Source organism: Sporosarcina ureae (genome assembly GCF_029267015.1).
Lineage (GTDB): Bacteria > Bacillota > Bacilli > Bacillales_A > Planococcaceae > Sporosarcina > Sporosarcina ureae_D.
Genome location: NZ_JARIEA010000042.1, coordinates 56,417 through 73,654 on the forward strand (window position 1 = coordinate 56,417; position 17,238 = coordinate 73,654).

Genomic DNA, 17,238 nt, shown 5'->3' on the forward strand with positions numbered 1-17,238 from the left:
GATGGATTTGTTGGTGGAGAGAAGAGAGATCAAGAAAGTACTAGTCGCGAATCGCGGCGAGATTGCAATTCGTGTATTTCGAGCATGTACAGAATTAGGCATTGCTACAGTGGGTATTTATTCAGCAGAAGACCGTGCATCTCTACATCGTTACAAGTCCGATCAGTCATTTTTAGTAGGTGAGGGTAAGAAACCTATCGATGCTTACTTGGATATTGAAGGGATTATCGACATCGCCAAGAAAGCAAATGTCGATGCAATTCATCCGGGCTATGGTTTTTTAGCAGAGAATGCCCAGTTCGCTGCACGTCTAGAGGAAGAAGGGATTATCTTTATTGGCCCGACATCCAGACATTTAGAAATGTTTGGCGATAAAGTAAAAGCTAGAGAGCAAGCAATATTAGCTGACATTCCAGTTATTCCAGGTAGTGATGGACCAATTACTTCAGTTGAAGAGGTTGCTAGTTTTGGTGAACAGCATGGTTATCCAATTATTATTAAAGCTTCTTTAGGCGGCGGGGGACGCGGTATGCGTATCGTCCAATCACCAGAAGAAGTACAAGAAGCGTTTAATCGTGCGAAATCCGAAGCAAAATCTGCGTTTGGTTCGGATGAGGTGTATGTAGAGAAATATATTACGAAACCTAAACACATAGAAGTACAAATACTAGGTGATACATATGGTGAAATTGTCCATTTGTACGAACGTGACTGTTCAATTCAGCGCCGCCACCAAAAGGTAGTGGAAATTGCTCCTTCCATTTCGCTTACGGAAGAATTGCGACATGCAATTTGCGATGCAGCTGTTAAACTATCAAAAAATATATCGTATATTAACGCAGGTACAGTAGAATTTTTAGTAGCTGACGATTCCTTCTATTTCATCGAAGTCAATCCACGTATTCAAGTGGAACACACGATTACTGAAATGATTACAGGTATTGATATCGTTCAATCACAGATTATGATTGCTGCAGGAGAGTCTCTGCATTCTGAAAAGGTTAACATTCCAGTACAACAGGACATTCCGTTATTTGGTTACGCGATACAGTCCCGTGTCACGACGGAAGATCCGTTAAATGACTTCATGCCGGATACAGGCAAAGTAATGGTCTATCGTTCAAGTGGCGGATTCGGTGTTCGCTTGGATACGGGTAATGCGTACCAAGGATCTGTTATCAGCCCTTACTATGATTCACTGTTAGTAAAAGTTTCAACTTGGGGACAGACATTTGGGGATGCTGCAAGCAAAATGCACAGAAATTTGAAGGAATTCAGAATACGGGGAATTAAAACGAATATTCCTTTCCTGGAAAATGTAGTGTGCCATGAAAACTTCTTGTCAGGTGAGTACAACACAAGCTTTATCGATGAAACGCCTGAACTATTTACATTTGCCAAGAAACAAGATAGAGGAACGAAAATGTTATCTTATCTTGGAAATGTCACTATTAATGGCTTCCCTGGTATTGACGATGCGACACGTCCAGTTCTCCATCCGGTACGTATCCCTAAAGTTGATTACAGTGCGCCAATACAAAAGGGAACAAAACAAATTTTAGATGAGCAAGGTGCAGATGGATTAGTCAAATGGGTGTTGGAGCAAGACGATGTATTATTGACAGATACTACGTTCCGCGATGCGCATCAGTCTTTGCTCGCTACGCGTATGAGAACAAAGGAGTTAACACAGATTGCAACGGAAAGTGCGCATTTATTACCTGATCTCTTCTCGTTTGAGATGTGGGGTGGCGCAACATTCGATGTAGCCTACCGTTTCTTAAAAGAAAGCCCGTGGGATCGACTAGAAAAATTGCGTGAGCAAGTTCCTAATGTGTTGTTCCAGATGCTCTTTAGAGGGGCCAATGCCGTCGGTTACACAAACTACCCCGATAACGTCATTCGTGAATTCATAAAAGAATCGGCTTCATCAGGTATAGATGTATTCCGTATATTCGACAGCTTGAATTGGATCAAAGGCATGGAAGTCGCGATTGATGAAACACGTTCGACAGGAAAGATTGCGGAGGCAACGATTTGTTATACAGGAGATATTCTGGACGACAACCGTGCCAAATATACGGTCAACTACTACAAAGAGATGGCCAAAGAACTCGAAGCAGTCGGTGCTCATATATTGGCAATCAAAGACATGGCAGGGTTGCTGAAGCCTGAAGCAGCTTATCGTCTAGTGTCAGAATTGAAAGCGTCAACAAGTCTGCCAATTCATTTGCATACGCACGATACGAGCGGGAATGGTATTTATATGTACGCTAAAGCGATTGAAGCCGGAGTTGATATTGTCGATACGGCAATTGGTTCCATGGCGGGTATGACGTCACAACCGTCTGCCAATTCACTTGCTTACGCTATGCAAAACAATAAACGACATGTTCGTGCAAATACAGAGTCGTTAGAAAAACTGTCGCACTACTGGGAAGATGTGCGGAAATACTACAAGCCGTTTGAGAGTGGTATGAACAGTCCGCATTCAGAGATCTATGTACACGAAATGCCAGGGGGCCAATATTCAAATCTACAACAACAGTCAAAAGCTGTAGGATTGGGAGAACGCTGGGAAGAAGTGAAGAAAATGTACTCCCGCGTGAATTTCCTCTTTGGAGACATTGTCAAAGTAACACCTTCATCCAAAGTAGTAGGGGATATGGCATTGTTCATGGTACAAAATGAATTGGATGAGCATACGGTTATTGAAAAGGGACAAACTATTGATTTCCCTGAATCCGTTATTGATTTCTTCGAAGGTTCAATCGGTCAACCATATGGCGGTTTCCCTGAAGAGTTGCAGGAAGTCATATTGAAAGGTCGCAAAGCGATCACTGTGCGTCCGGGTGAGTTATTGGCACCGGTGAACTTCCAAGACGTGCTGAAGAAGCTAACGGAGAAAATGGGCAAGCCAGCTACTATGCATGATGCACTAGCTTACGTCTTATATCCGAAAGTGTTTGATGAGTACATTGAAACGAGAAAACAGTTTGGTGATGTTTCCGTCATCAATACTCCTGAATTCTTGTATGGTTTACGTTTAGGTGAAGAAATCGAAATTGAGATTGAGTTCGGGAAAACACTTATCGTCAAACTAGTGTCAATTGGTGAGCCAAACCCAGACGGAACGCGAGTGCTATACTTTGAGTTAAATGGTCAGTCTCGTGAAATTATCATCCAAGATTTCCAAGTGGAAACAAAAGATGAGACGAAACAAAAAGCTGATCCTACAAATGAGTCTCATATTGCAGCTACGATGCCTGGAACTGTTTTGCAAGTCGCGGTTTCATTAGGTGCGAGAGTAAAACGTGGGGAGCACTTACTCATTACAGAGGCTATGAAAATGGAAACAACAATTCAAGCTCCTTTTACAGGAGTTGTAAAAGCTATATATGCAGGCCCTGGAGATTCTATATCAACAGGTGACTTGTTAATTGAATTAGAACACTAAAAAACAGCTTCCACATGCCTTTAGGGCAGTGGAAGCTGTTTTTGTCATAAGTTGTATATAAGAAGCGTGTAACGGCCGCCAAGCAGCTGTTACACGCTTCTTGTTACTTCTTCAAACGACTTCGTGAAACCAGTAGGACTAGATAAGTTAACAAGCCGAATAATAACGTGACGAACAAGGAGTGTAGTAAAGCAAAATAGAGATTCAACTTCGTCAGTACAACTATCATTCCAGTTGTGGCTTGTGCAAGTACTAAAGCGAACGCTGAAATCCATCCCCAGTATAGAACACGCTGATTCTTGTAATGCTTTATTGCTTTAATAGCGATAAAACCAATCCATATCACGATCATCGCGGCAGCCAAACGATGGCCCATCTGAATCCATTCGTACATGTTGTTAGGCAAGCTAAATTCATTATTGCGGCATAGTGGCCAATCAGAACAGATCAGACCAGAATCCGTATGACGAACAAGCGCGCCAGTGTAAATTACAATGTATGAATAAATCGTTACGCCGATTGTGTGGAAGCGCATTGACTTATCTATACGTAATTTATCTGAATCAAATTTTTGATCCACTTCAAACACCAATAATGTCAGTAGGAATACTGCTGCAAATGAGATAAGCGATATACCGAAGTGAAGCGCAAGTATAAAGTCACCTTGACCCCATAAAACTTGTGCCGCTCCTATCAATGCTTGTAAAACCAGGAAAAAAATTGCCATGAATGCCAAAAACTTTGTTTCGCGGACATGACCAAGTGCTTTCCACGACCATACAGCTAATATGACGATGAAAATACCTACTGCACCTGTAACTAAACGGTGTGAGAACTCGATTAATACTTCTGCTGTGATGTCATCCGGAATAAGTTGTCCATTACATCCTGGCCAATGTCTTCCGCACCCCATGCCGCTGTCGGTTTTAGTAACGAGAGCTCCACCAAGTAAAATCGCGAGCATTCCGATCGTAGAAGCTACTCCAAACCACTTTAAAAATCTGTTGTATCGCAAGTATGAAACACCTTCTTCTATTGAATTGACCATAAAAAGGTCGATTTACAGTAAATTTTGCCCGGTAAACAGAAATAATTATCTGGAAACATATGAGTGAATCGCGTAGATTTCTGTTGAATCAGGGCAGCTATTGCAAGCTTTATGATAACGAAAAACTTAAAGAAACACAATGCATGTAGTTAATAAACCACTGATGTATAAGGCTTTTCACAAATTGTTCATAAAATAGTCTCTTTAACTTCACAAATGGCAGTCAGAAATGCTTTACTATATAGGAGGTGAAGGACAAAGACACAAAGGTTGCACGAAACCGCTATAAATTGAGAAATGCTCTAGAAATTACGGACGTTTTTCGATATAGTAGGTGATAGGGTCTTTGCTGAAAACTTTGAAAGGAGGGTTATTATGTCAAACGGTCGAACGCTTTCGACAGTTGCAGATCCAAAAGTAGAGACAATCACCTTATGGAAAGACTTTTTGGCGCTGATCAAAATTGGTATTGTCAATTCGAATTTGATCACTACGTTCACCGGTCTTTTTTTGGCATTTCAATTCACCGGTAAAAGTTTTCTTCACAATTTTGATCTACTGGTATTTGCGATTTTAGGTACTGGATTGATTATCGCATCGTCAGGTGCCATGAATAACTTGATTGATCGCGATATTGATCCCGTCATGTCGAGAACGAAGTCGAGACCGACAGTAACAGGTAGATTTAAAGCTCCCGCTGTGATGACGTTAGCCGTTACATTCCTACTAGTCGGAGAAGTGTTATTATTTTCTGCATCATCTACGGCTGGTTGGCTAGGCATCTTGGGTGTATTTGCTTACGTTGTTTTGTATTCCATGTGGTCTAAACGTAGGCATGTAAGCAATACTGTAGTAGGAAGTCTTTCAGGAGCAATACCACCCCTTATCGGATGGGCAGCTGTTGATCCTACACTGCCAATGGGAGCGTGGGCGTTGTTTTTAATCATGTTCATATGGCAACCACCGCATTTCTATGCGTTGGCTATGCGCAGAACAGAAGAGTATCGGGCAGCTAACATTCCGATGCTACCTGTAGTAAAAGGATTTGAGCGGACGAAAAAGTCCATGCTTATGTGGGTGCTACTACTGTTCCCATTGCCTTTCTTATTATCGGAGCTCGGTACTGCGTTTATAGTTTTTGCAACACTGTTGAATGTCGGGTGGCTTTATCTAGCGCTGAAAGGATTTAAAGCCAAAGAGGATTTGAAGTGGGCAACCGGGATGTTTGTATATTCATTGAATTACATGACAATCTTGTTTGTATCTATGATTATCTTCTCAATATTCATCTAACGTATCGGAATTCTTTCTTTAAAACAGGAATTCATCATAAAGAGGCATTCAGTCCTCCATAGTAGAAAAACATTTTTTTAGAAAGAGAGGTATTAGTTAGCGATGATTAAAGGACTCAAAAAGTGGCGTCTCTTTTCTTTACTAGCGGTTTTTGCTGTGTTCATGGCAGGTTGTGGTAATGAAGAAATTTCAACCTTCCAACCGGCTGGACAAGTCGCTAATGACCAGTTCAAATTGTTGCTATTAGCATCAGGCATCATGTTACTGGTTATCATTGTAGTAGTAATTATTTACACTGTTGCATTATTCCGCTTCAGACGTTCCAAGTTGGGTGAAGATCATATACCAGAGCAAGTAGAAGGAAGTCACACACTTGAACTGATTTGGACATTCATTCCAATCGTATTACTTCTTATCCTTGCAATTCCTACTGTTCACTACACGTATAAATTAGGTGATGTGCAAGCAATGGGAGCAGTTGATGATGATGGTAATGCGGAAAACTTGGTAGTAGACGTTACAGCGAAATTGTATTGGTGGGAGTTCGAGTATCCTGATCTAGGAATTGTTACGGCTCAGGAACTAGTAGTACCTACTGATGAAAAAGTTTATTTCAACTTGATTGCAGCAGACGTAAAGCACTCATTCTGGATTCCGTCAGTTGGCGGTAAGCTAGACACGAACGTTGAGAACGTGAATAAGTTCTATTTATCATTTGAGAAAGAATCTGAAGGCTTGAAAGATGGCGTTTTCTACGGAAAATGTGCTGAGCTATGCGGACCTTCTCACGCATTGATGGACTTTAAAGTAAAAACATTACCGAGAGATCAATTTGACAGCTGGGTTGCAGCTATGCAGGAATCAGCAGAAAAACCTGTTGTTGCAAATGCTGACGGCGAAGAAGTCTTCTCTCAAAGCTGTATCGGGTGTCACGCAGTTTCGGGTGTAGGTGAGTCTGGTGCACAAGGACCTAACTTGACTTCATTCGGTGATCGCAATCGTGTTGCAGGATTCCTTAAACACGATGAAAAAGAATTAAAAGAGTGGATTCGAGATACACAGAAATACAAGCCAGGCAACACAATGCCTTCATTCAGTAAAGATCAAATTTCTGATGAAGAATTGGATGCATTAGCTGAATACTTAATGGGCTTAAAAGTCGCAAAATAATTTTCAAACGGAAATTGAATAGGAGGTAACACAGTGAGTTCAGTTGCTCAAAAAAGTGGCTTTGGCGCAACGCTATGGGATTGGCTGACAACAGTCGACCATAAGAAGATCGGAATTCTGTATCTCCTTGGGGGATTATTCTTCTTCGTTCTAGGTGGTATTGAAGCGATGATCATTCGTCTTCAGTTGATAACCCCAAACAACGATCTCGTAAGCGCAGGGCTTTTTAATGACTTAATTACAATGCACGGAACAACCATGATTTTCTTGGCAGCGATGCCGATTCTCTTTGGTTTTATGAACGCGATCATGCCGCTTCAAATCGGAGCACGTGACGTAGCATTCCCATTCATCAACTCATTAGGTTTTTGGATGTTCGCATTTGGTGGTTTATTCCTTAACATCTCTTGGTTATTTGGTGAAGTTCCGGATGCTGGATGGACGTCTTATGCATCGTTATCACTTCACTCGCCAGGACATGGTGTAGACTTCTATGCCATTGGTTTACAAATCGCAGGTGGTGGTACGTTAATGGCAGGGATTAACTTCCTTGTAACGATCATCAACATGCGTGCGCCAGGTATGACGTATATGCGTATGCCACTATTCACATGGACAACATTTGTTGCATCTGCAATGATCTTGTTCGCATTCCCTCCATTGACAGTTGGATTGTTCTTCTTAACATTCGATCGAATGTTTAGTGGTAACTTCTTCGACCATACAATGGGCGGAAACACGATTATCTGGGAGCATATTTTCTGGATATTCGGTCACCCTGAAGTATATATCTTGATTTTACCGGCATTCGGTATTTTCTCAGAAATATTCTCTGTATTTGCTCGGAAACGTCTTTTCGGTTACACGGCGATGGTATTCGCAACAGTGTTAATCGGTTTCTTAGGATTTATGGTATGGGCTCACCATATGTTTACAGTTGGTCTTGGACCGACAGCGAACGCAATCTTTGCGGTTGCTACAATGGCTATTGCTGTACCTACAGGAGTTAAAATCTTTAACTGGTTGCTTACAATTTGGGGCGGTAGTATTAAGGTTACGACTCCAATGCTTTACGCTTTAGGTTTTATTCCTTCATTCGTAATGGGTGGAGTAACAGGCGTTATGCAAGGGGCAGCACCACTTGATTATCAGCTACACGATTCATATTTCATCGTAGCTCACTTCCACTACGTAATTGTAGGTGGGGTAGTACTCGCTATTTTTGCAGGCCTTCACTACTGGTGGCCGAAAATGTTCGGTACTATGTTGAATGAGTTTTTAGGTAAAATTACTTTCGTATTCTTCTTTATCGGTTTCCACATGACATTCCTAATTCAACACTGGTTAGGTTTCTGGGGAATGCCACGTCGCGTTTGGACGTTTATGGATGGACAAGGTTGGAACATTGCGAACTTAGTAAGTACAATCGGTGCTCTATTAATGGCAATTGGTTTTACAGTAATGGTGATCAACATCATTATGACAACTATTAAAAATGAGCGCGTTGGAAATGACCCTTGGGGCGACGGACGTACACTTGAGTGGGCGATTCCATCTCCACCACCTTTCTATAACTTCCCAGCAACTCCATTAGTTCGTGGTTTAGATACACTTTGGATTGAGAAGATGGAAGGTAGTAAGGAAATGATTACACCAGCTGAGCCTATTACGGACATTCATATGCCGCACGGTTCAATCATCCCAATGTTGATGACTCTTGGATTATTCATTGCTGGATTTGGTGCAATGTTCCATCAAGAAACTTCATGGGGATTAGGAGTATTGATCTTTGGTCTTGCTTTCACATTCGTTGCAATGGCAGCTCGTTCATTAAAAGATGATCTTGGTTATTATGTAACGAAAGAGCAAATCTTGCAGGATCAAGAAAATATTAAAAGGGGGCGTAACTAATGGATTTGAATACAAAATTCACCCCTGAAACGTGGCCCGCTCATCCTGAGAGAGCGACTATGGAAGCAAAGAATAAATTCGTTGGTTTCTGGCTATTCCTTGGCGGAGAGACAATTCTCTTCGCTACGTTGTTCGCAACGTATATGGCTTTGAAAAACAAAGGTCCAAGTGGCTTTGGTTTCACAACACAAGAATTATATACATTACCGTTAGTATTTGTTATGACAATGCTTCTTTTGACATCGTCACTAACAAGTGTATACGCAATGTATCATTTGAAGAGTTTTAACTTCAAAAAAATGCAGCTATGGTTAGGTATTACAGCATTATTAGGACTAGGATTCTTAATGTTAGAAGTGTATGAGTTCTCTCATTACGTTCAAGAAGGATTTACGTTCAGTAATAGTGCGTTCAGTTCTGCGTTCTATACATTAGTAGGAACACACGGCTTCCACGTTGCAGTTGGTTTAGTATGGATCACATTGTTGATCTTCCGTAACTCGAAGCGTGGATTGAACTTGTATAACGCAACTAAATATTATACATTTTCACTTTACTGGCACTTCATTGACGTAGTTTGGGTATTCATCTTTACTGTAGTCTACTTGATGGGAGTGGTCGGTTGATGTCAGAAGTTCAAATGATTAAAAGATCTCCTGCTGAACAGTCACTGTCTCAACGTCGTGCAAAAGAATCAATGCGCAGTCAAGTTGCGATGTTTGCTCTGATGATTTTCTTAACACTTGTATCGTTTTCTATGGTGTTTGCTCATCTAAATGACGTTGCTGGTTTCTCAAAATTCTTTATCATTCCAACATTATTCCTCTTTGCAGCTGTACAAGTTGGTCTTCAACTTTACTACTTCATGCATATGAATGAAAAAGGACATGGCATTCCACAAATGTTTATGTTTACAGGTGCTTTGCTAGGATTCTTGATCCCACTTACATTTGTAACTATCGTTTGGTGGTAAGCAATAGAAAGAGCTTATGGATTTTTCCATAAGCTCTTTTTTATTCGTTTTTAGATGAAATTGTCAAAGTTCGTACATTGAGTTATCGTTTATAAGCTCGTATAATAGGCGTAGGAAAGAACTTCGTCAACTTTTTGCTGTGATGGTGAGTATGTTGCGAGTAACTCAGCACTACGCACAGAGTAGATTCAGCGAATTGATTATAAAAGGAGAGTGATTGTTTTGCCGTTAAGTATTTTTGGTTTTAGGGCTTTGTGGAGTCCTTATTTCTTAATAGCCATTGCACTTGGAATCGTTTTATATTATCTCATAACCGTTAAATGGCGTGATCGTTTCGAGGGGTCACAACCGTTAAAGAAACACCAAGCTGTTTATTTTTTATCGTCCATGGTGTTGCTCTATGTTGTCAAAGGCTCTCCTATGGATTTAATTGGTCATATTTTATTTTCTGTCCACATGGCTCAAATGGCTATATTGCTTTTAATCGTTGCACCGTTCTTCATTATCGGTATACCGAACTGGATATGGGAAAAGCTTCTATCCTTCACGATTTTCAGAAAAGTATTCATGCTATTGACTAAACCGCTCATTAGTTTGTTAGTATTTACATTTATGTTCTCGATGTATCACTATCCACTCATATTAGACCAAGTGAAGTTAAGTTTGCCATTACACACTATTTTCACCATCACACTTTTCTTCTCTGCTATTTGTCTCTGGTGGCCAGTAGTCAATACGGTAAAAGGGCAGCCACAATTACACGGTTTGAAAAAAATCGGTTATGTAATATTGAGTGCTTTGCTCATTACACCTGCCTGTTCGTTGATCATCTTTGTCGACGTGCCCGTTTACGAAACATACAGCAGTGGTGAAGCGTGGCTACAAGCGATGGCTTTATGTGTGCCAAGTGGAACTCTAGCTGGACTATCAGGCCTTGGCATCTCAGGACCTGAGCTGTTCACAAATATGCCTACGTTATACGATCAGCAATTAGGCGGTATCCTGATGAAAGTGATTCAGGAACTCGTTTATGTAGTTGTTATCGGTCGCATTTTCTTAAGTTGGTCACAGTATGAAAGAGATAATGCGGAAGAAATTACTAGACAAGATTTACTCAAACGCCAGAATTTGACTATGCATGGCTGATTGAGCAAAAAGGAGTTAGTGTAGGATGGGACTACCACTATTACCGACGATCAGCACATTTTTTATCATCTTATCTGCTGTTTTGGTTGCGGTTGGTTGGAATTTAGTACGACAAAGGAAGATAGAAGCGCATAAGAAAACGATGATTGCAGCCGCTGTATCAGCAGTTCTATTCTTTATTATTTATATCTCTAGAACAATATTTATAGGTAATACTGCTTTTGGTGGACCGGATGAGTTGAAAATTTATTACACAGTGTTTTTAATATTCCACATTGTATTAGCAACGACAGGGGCCGTCTTCGGCGTTATTACGATCAATGCAGGTTTAAAGAACAATCTTGCACGTCATCGTAAAATCGGTCCTGTTACAAGTATCATCTGGTTTTTCACAGCCATTACAGGAGTCGCTGTGTACTTGTTGCTCTATGTCTTCTATACAGGCGGAGAAACTACTTCGATGTTTAAAGCAATTCTCGGCTTTTAGTAAAATTTATGATTGAAGTCGAATCACCTGTATACATGTGTGTAACATCAGCCTTTTACCTAAGAACATTATAGCTATATAAAACAAAAGGGATATCTCAATCGAGATATCCCTTTTTGACATTAAATTTTGAAATTCAGTTTGATCATACCTGCTTCTCTTGCTGTATTGAATAGAATGACGAGCATTGGTCCAATGAAGAAGCCAAGAAATCCAATTAGCTTTAAACCGATAAACATCGCAATCAAAGTAGGTAATGGAGACAATCCGATTTGTGAACCCATTACTTTCGGTTCGATTGTTCGTCTGATGACTAAGAGAATGACAGCTAATATCGCCAATTTTGTACCCATTGCAATATCGCCTGAGACATATTGATAGATCGACCAAGGAGCGAGAATAATAATGGAACCGAGTATTGGAATGATATCAACAATCCAAATAACTAACGCCATAACCACTGCGTATTTGGGGATAATTAGCAACAAGCCGATAAAGGAAACGACTAGAATGATTACACTAACGAGCAATTGTGCTTTGACGAAGCCTAATATGACATAACGTAATCTGTTCATCATATAGTGGACCTTTTCTGCAGTAGCCTCTGTTAAGTGGAAATAGAAAGTCTTTTTCAAGTTAGGTAATTCCAACATGAATAAGAATAGGGCAATCATAAACACGATAAAACTAACGAGGAAATTAGGGATATCAGAAATCAAAGCCAAAATCCGATCATAGCTCAAAAGCGTAATAATTGAAATACGTATCGATTCAATGATTTCATTAAATTCATTTTCCAGCATCGCCAGTATATCTTCCGGCATTCCAACGGTGTACTGAAATAATTTGCTTTGAGTGTTAATCCATACACTTGAAAGGGAATTTAAATAATTTGGAATTTCTTTTGTGAAATAAACTATTTTACCGATGAGTGTAGTAACCGTATAGTAAAGTAGAAAAACACTGATTCCAACAAATACAATAAAATTCACAATAACAGAAACTTTACGCTTCCATTTAAATCGCATTTCTACCCATTTAACGAGGGGATCTAAAAATAGAGCGGTCAACAACGCTAAAATGATAGGGATAGAGACGGGTAAAACAAAGAATATGATAACTAATAATACGATAATACTTAACACAATCATGATATTTCGTTTTGTCAGCAATTTCAAAAGTGATCGTCCTCCACATAGATACTGTTTTTATTATAACCAAATTAGTGGAGTAATAGTAGAAAAAGCCGAAGAACATTTAGCTCTTCGGCTTTTCGTATCATTACAAACTATATTGCTTTAACTCATCATATACTTTCTTTAGCGTGAGTTCGCAGTCCTTAACTAGGCTAGCTGGGAAGTTTTCTTCTTCGCCATACTCCACACCGTGTGGATAGTAGTGCTTTCCTAAAACTGGTTGTTTTAGACGAACTGTAGCTTTTCTACCATCTATATCGCCTTCAACTAGTTCACCAAAAACTCGCAAGTAATATGTACCTTCTTTGACAATATACTTTTTGTCAAAAGTTACACGCTCATAATCCCATTGTCCATCAATCTCAAGATTATTCTTATTCATAATTTCTTCCATTACGCGTAAATCTGCTACAAGGCCTTTAAGACCAATATTTTCAACATACATCAGTATATCCCCCTCTATGTTCATCCTGACGAATACGTATACTATTATATCATAAAACAAATCGATTTTACTTGCAATGACAACATTGTGTCAACGCTTTCTTTCTGACTTATATAAGTGACTAGAGCGAGTGTCTTCTGTACAATGAAGGAAAGTTGCATTTTAAATTAAATATTCATCACACCATGATTTTTACAATACGCTAAACTAACAGAGTAACAACAGATACGTGTGGAAAGGGAGATTACATGTGGAGAGTAGGATGGAAGATTCTTCTTTTACTTTTTATCGTAATGGGAGTCTTTTATTTCATGAGTGATAAAGTGAGTGAGAACGAGCTGCTGGAATCACCCGTGCAGCACGGTTCGCCAATAGCCGTTCCTGAAAAAGGTCCGTCAATAGGCGGGGAAGGAATGCCGCGGCCAACAGAAGGTATGTCAGTACTTGTTGGACAGAAAGTTGAGAAGATGGAAGAACAATATGGAGAACCATCTAGGATTGAACCTTCAAGTTTTCAATATGAGTGGTGGATCTATACGGAAGAACCGCGCTTCATGGCGGGAGTTTTAAAAGGGAAAGTGAATCAGATTTATACTGCTGATAGTACGTCAGATATTGTTCCTTTTAAAATCGGTCAAAATGTACAAGAAATTCATCGATTTACACCCATCGAATCTGAGATTGATGTAAAGATTCAAGAGAATATTTATACATTTTCATTAAATAGTGAAGATATAAAAAATCGTATACTGATCCCATATGAAAATTTATTCGTGCAATTATATATTGATCAGATAGATGGTGGGATTGAAGGGGTTCGCTTTATTAGCCCAAGTACTTTGGTGAAGCATCAGCCTTATGATATGACGTACTTAGGGGAAATGATGGAAGCACCTAAGCCTTCGTCAACCGTACAGACTGAGGTAGATCGTGCTATGGAACGACAGACGTTTGAATTGACTAATCAGTTGCGTCAAGAACATGAACTGCCACTTTTATCTTATAACGATAAGCTGGCTATACTTTCAAGAAAGCATAGCCAGGAAATGATATTTCGTAAATATAGTTCCCATGAGGAAGAGCCTGTTCAAGTATATACTGAGCGTTTAAAATCGGTCGGACTAACCCCTAGCAAAGCTGGGGAAAACATAGCGTTCAATTATATCGATGCGATTGAAACTGTGCACGGTTGGTTGAATTCTCAAAAACACCGAGATGTCTTATTAAATCCTGACTTCACTGATACTGGCATAGGTGTTTATAATAAATACTATACACAGGCATTCATAGCGCAAATTGAAACTGAACAATCAATAGAAGAAGACTAAGGAAGAATCCATGTACCTTCCTCATTTGAGCCGATGCCTCGTATATGAAGAGGCATCGCTTTTTGTTGTGCATAAATGGCTGCTTTCTCTTGAATGACAGGTCGATCACATTTTAATAACGGAAGGAACTCATCAAATAGGAGTTTGTCAAACCGCTTATAGTCAGACGTTTTGTGAGGATCTGCTGACATAACGCCTGGTACATCTTTATAAAACTCTACATGACTGGCTTGTAATGCAGAGGCTAATGCGATCGCAGTCAGATCACTGCCACCTCTGCCAAGAGTCATAAATTGCCCCTGTATATTCATCCCTTGAAATCCAGGGACGATGATGCATGAGTGCTTTTGTAGTGTATTGACGATATGTGTGCTGTTTATTTTGTCAATCGTTGCATTGCAGAATTCGCCTGATGTGCGAATGCCTGTATTTTGTCCATAGATTATCGTGTTGTTTATACCTTCAGTAGATAATTCTGCAGATAAGACTGCCGAAGCAATCAATTCCCCGCATGCAGCCGCCAAATCTCTGGCTTCGCCGGATTTCGAGAAGGAGTCCGTAAGAGTAAGTAAATCGTCTGTGGAATAGGCGTCGCCTCCTCTACCCATTGCAGATACTACAACGATGACAGCACGATGCTTCGACAAAGCCTGTCGAATATGCTGAATACACTTTGCCCGTTGTTGTTGATTCTGCATGGCAATCCCGCCAAACTTCTGGATAATCATAGAATCCCAACTTTCTTCGTGACATTCTTCTTACGCCTTTCATAGAATACTTTATGCTTCGTTTCATTATATTCTCTGACGAATAAAATGTTCGGGAAGGGGCGGGATACCTTGCTTTTATCTGAATTACTAAAAGATTGGCCATGCACTATTTTACAAGGATCCATACGGTTAAATATCAATGGAATCACGGAATCATCAAAGAGGGTAAAGGAGAAGTATGTATTTGTTGCAAAGAAAGGGGTTCTGGCAGATGGAACGTCATTTATTGAAGAAGCAATATGTAATGGAGCAAAGACACTCGTAATCGATCGAACGAACATAGATCTTACGCATATACCATCTAATATTACGGTAGTTCTTGTGCCTGATAGTTCGCTATTTATATCATATGGAAGTGCAAAACTTTCAGGTGATCCGGCTGAAGTACTACAAATCATTGGCGTTACAGGAACGAATGGTAAAACGACTGTCAGTCACTTTATAGGGCAATTGTTAAATAAACTTGGGCATAAAACAGCTGTTATAGGAACGACAGGACTTTATATTGACGGGAAGTTAATGGAGACGATTCAAGACTCGATGACAACGATGCCAGCGGAACAATTTCATCCGATTTTACGTAGATGTATTAATCAGCAAGTGACGCATATCGTCCTTGAGGCTTCTTCGATTGGATTATCAACTAACCGCTTAGCGCATTGTCCGTTAACCGTAGGTGTTTTCTTGAATATCGGAATGGATCATTATGCAGAACATGGGGGGAGACAGCCGTATATAGAGGCGAAGAAGTTATTGACCTCACTGGCTGATCAGCTTGTGATAAATGAAGACGACGAAATTTGTCGCGCAATAGGCGGGGGAATGTCTGAAACACCTATTTATTTCAGTAGTCAACATATCAATGGAAGGCAACAGCAAGCACCACTATTTCCAAATCAAGGTCAACATAATGAAATGAATGCTAGGGCAGCTATATGTGCAGTTATGGCTCTAGGTTATTCTTTACGGGCCATTAGACCACATTTGAGCGATTTACGTTTACCTACTGGACGTCTAGAGAAATACGAAGAAGCGGGAGTCGAAGTATATGTGGACTATGCACATACACCGGATGCATTGCAAGCCGTTCTGCAGGCGTTGTCAGATCGCTCTAGACGGTTAATCACTGTATTTGGGTGTGGAGGTGAAAGAGACCGTGAGAAACGCCCGCAAATGGGTGCAGTAGCTGCTCACTATAGTTCCCATGTAATTTTAACGTCGGATAATCCAAGGAAAGAGGATCCATCACAAATTATCATAGACATATTGACAGGCATGGCAGGTTTTTCAACGCCGATTGATATTTTGGTTGATCGTCATCTTGCAATTCAATATGCTATCAGCCAAGCGCAACCAGGAGAAATTGTACTCATTGCAGGTAAAGGACATGAACAGATTCAGCAAATAGGAAATCAAACTACTCACTTTTGCGATATGGAAGAAGTAAAAAAATCATTTATTAGCCGAAATACGTAAAAATAAAAATCTTAATGAATAGTCGAGCAACCCGTTTTTTGATATGATGGTTGTGATAGGAGGTGCGGCAATTGGTAATGATGACAGATGAGTGGATGCGAGTCATCGATATGGCGGAAGATCTTTCCGATATGCTGCTGCGTTCTGAAGTGGTGAAAACCTATCAAGACGCACACGACCGTGTATATTCAAACGCTGATCTACGAAAGCAGATCATGGATTTCACTAAAATGAAAGAACAATATGAGGATGTACAGCGCTTTGGGCGCTATCATCCAGATTATAAAGTAATTATGAAGAGCATACGTCTTCAAAAGCGTGAACTGGATTTACAAGATGAAGTGGCGGCCTTGCGTCTAGCTGAAAATGACGTACAGGATTTGTTAGATGAAATAGGCATTCTGATTGGCCGGTCGGTTTCCGAAGCAGTGAAAGTACCTGCAGGAGACGGAACATTCTCCAACAGTTCTTGTGGCGGCGGATGCGGCTCAGGCGGCAGCTGTTCTTGTTCAGCATGATGAACTTTATAACTACAAAT

At 40.2% G+C, this 17,238-nt stretch carries 15 protein-coding genes; 11 read left to right on the plus strand and 4 right to left on the minus strand.

The window, feature by feature from the left end; all coding sequences use genetic code 11:
• Position 1 precedes the first annotated feature (1 nt).
• Positions 2-3,457 carry a pyruvate carboxylase gene (pyc, locus tag Q7P97_RS06130; RefSeq protein WP_303967976.1) on the plus strand — a complete coding sequence of 1,152 codons (3,456 nt, stop codon included), beginning with the start codon at positions 2-4 and terminating at the stop codon, positions 3,455-3,457.
• Positions 3,458-3,560: 103 nt separating this feature from the next.
• On the opposite strand, the gene Q7P97_RS06135 is transcribed toward pyc, so the two are convergent.
• Positions 3,561-4,505: a COX15/CtaA family protein gene (locus Q7P97_RS06135; RefSeq protein ID WP_483315723.1), complete on the minus strand. Its 945-nt coding sequence runs from the start codon at positions 4,503-4,505 to the stop codon at positions 3,561-3,563.
• A gap of 375 nt (positions 4,506-4,880) precedes the next feature.
• On the opposite strand from Q7P97_RS06135, the gene cyoE reads away from it, so the two are divergent.
• The 7 genes from cyoE (at position 4,881) to Q7P97_RS06170 (ending at position 11,485) form a co-directional block, all read left to right on the plus strand.
• Positions 4,881-5,798: a heme o synthase gene (gene cyoE, locus Q7P97_RS06140; protein WP_303967981.1), complete on the plus strand. Its 918-nt coding sequence runs from the start codon at positions 4,881-4,883 to the stop codon at positions 5,796-5,798.
• 102 nt (positions 5,799-5,900) lie between these two features.
• Positions 5,901-6,968 carry a cytochrome c oxidase subunit II gene (gene coxB, locus Q7P97_RS06145; protein WP_303967983.1) on the plus strand — a complete coding sequence of 356 codons (1,068 nt, stop codon included), beginning with the start codon at positions 5,901-5,903 and terminating at the stop codon, positions 6,966-6,968.
• 33 nt (positions 6,969-7,001) lie between these two features.
• Positions 7,002-8,879, plus strand: a complete 1,878-nt coding sequence (locus tag Q7P97_RS06150; RefSeq protein ID WP_303967986.1) for a cytochrome c oxidase subunit I — start codon at positions 7,002-7,004, stop codon at positions 8,877-8,879.
• Complete coding sequence (locus Q7P97_RS06155; RefSeq protein WP_303967989.1) at positions 8,879-9,505, plus strand: cytochrome (ubi)quinol oxidase subunit III; 627 nt, start codon at positions 8,879-8,881, stop codon at positions 9,503-9,505. The genes Q7P97_RS06150 and Q7P97_RS06155 overlap by 1 nt, the downstream gene beginning before the upstream one ends.
• Positions 9,505-9,852 (plus strand): cytochrome C oxidase subunit IV family protein, encoded by a 348-nt coding sequence (locus tag Q7P97_RS06160; RefSeq protein WP_085428536.1) that lies wholly within the window; start codon positions 9,505-9,507, stop codon positions 9,850-9,852. Before Q7P97_RS06155 ends, Q7P97_RS06160 begins: the two co-directional genes overlap by 1 nt.
• 222 nt (positions 9,853-10,074) lie before the next feature.
• Entirely contained in the window at positions 10,075-10,998 is a 924-nt protein-coding gene (gene ctaG / locus Q7P97_RS06165; RefSeq protein ID WP_303967993.1) for a cytochrome c oxidase assembly factor CtaG, read from the plus strand.
• A gap of 25 nt (positions 10,999-11,023) precedes the next feature.
• Positions 11,024-11,485, plus strand: a complete 462-nt coding sequence (locus tag Q7P97_RS06170) for a DUF420 domain-containing protein (protein ID WP_303967996.1) — start codon at positions 11,024-11,026, stop codon at positions 11,483-11,485.
• Between the two features lie 122 nt (positions 11,486-11,607).
• Here Q7P97_RS06170 and ytvI read toward each other — a convergent pair whose 3' ends face one another.
• On the minus strand, positions 11,608-12,663 hold the full coding sequence (ytvI, locus tag Q7P97_RS06175) for a sporulation integral membrane protein YtvI (RefSeq protein ID WP_303967999.1): 1,056 nt from the start codon (positions 12,661-12,663) through the stop codon (positions 11,608-11,610).
• Positions 12,664-12,766: 103 nt separating this feature from the next.
• Positions 12,767-13,126: a YugN family protein gene (locus tag Q7P97_RS06180; protein ID WP_029052401.1), complete on the minus strand. Its 360-nt coding sequence runs from the start codon at positions 13,124-13,126 to the stop codon at positions 12,767-12,769.
• 311 nt (positions 13,127-13,437) lie between these two features.
• Between Q7P97_RS06180 and Q7P97_RS06185 the strand changes: the two genes are divergently transcribed.
• A complete protein-coding gene (locus tag Q7P97_RS06185; RefSeq protein WP_303968007.1) occupies positions 13,438-14,454 on the plus strand; it encodes a CAP domain-containing protein in 1,017 nt (338 codons plus the stop codon).
• On the opposite strand, the gene Q7P97_RS06190 is transcribed toward Q7P97_RS06185, so the two are convergent.
• Positions 14,451-15,182 carry an amino acid kinase family protein gene (locus Q7P97_RS06190; RefSeq protein ID WP_303968009.1) on the minus strand — a complete coding sequence of 244 codons (732 nt, stop codon included), beginning with the start codon at positions 15,180-15,182 and terminating at the stop codon, positions 14,451-14,453. The two genes, Q7P97_RS06185 and Q7P97_RS06190, sit on opposite strands and share 4 nt — an antisense overlap.
• A 111-nt stretch (positions 15,183-15,293) precedes the next feature.
• Here Q7P97_RS06190 and Q7P97_RS06195 point away from each other — a divergent pair, with 111 nt between their 5' ends.
• Positions 15,294-16,700, plus strand: coding sequence for a Mur ligase family protein (locus Q7P97_RS06195; protein ID WP_303968012.1), 1,407 nt, complete (start codon positions 15,294-15,296; stop codon positions 16,698-16,700).
• A gap of 77 nt (positions 16,701-16,777) precedes the next feature.
• Positions 16,778-17,218 carry a YlbF/YmcA family competence regulator gene (locus tag Q7P97_RS06200; protein ID WP_303968152.1) on the plus strand — a complete coding sequence of 147 codons (441 nt, stop codon included), beginning with the start codon at positions 16,778-16,780 and terminating at the stop codon, positions 17,216-17,218.
• Positions 17,219-17,238 lie beyond the last annotated feature (20 nt).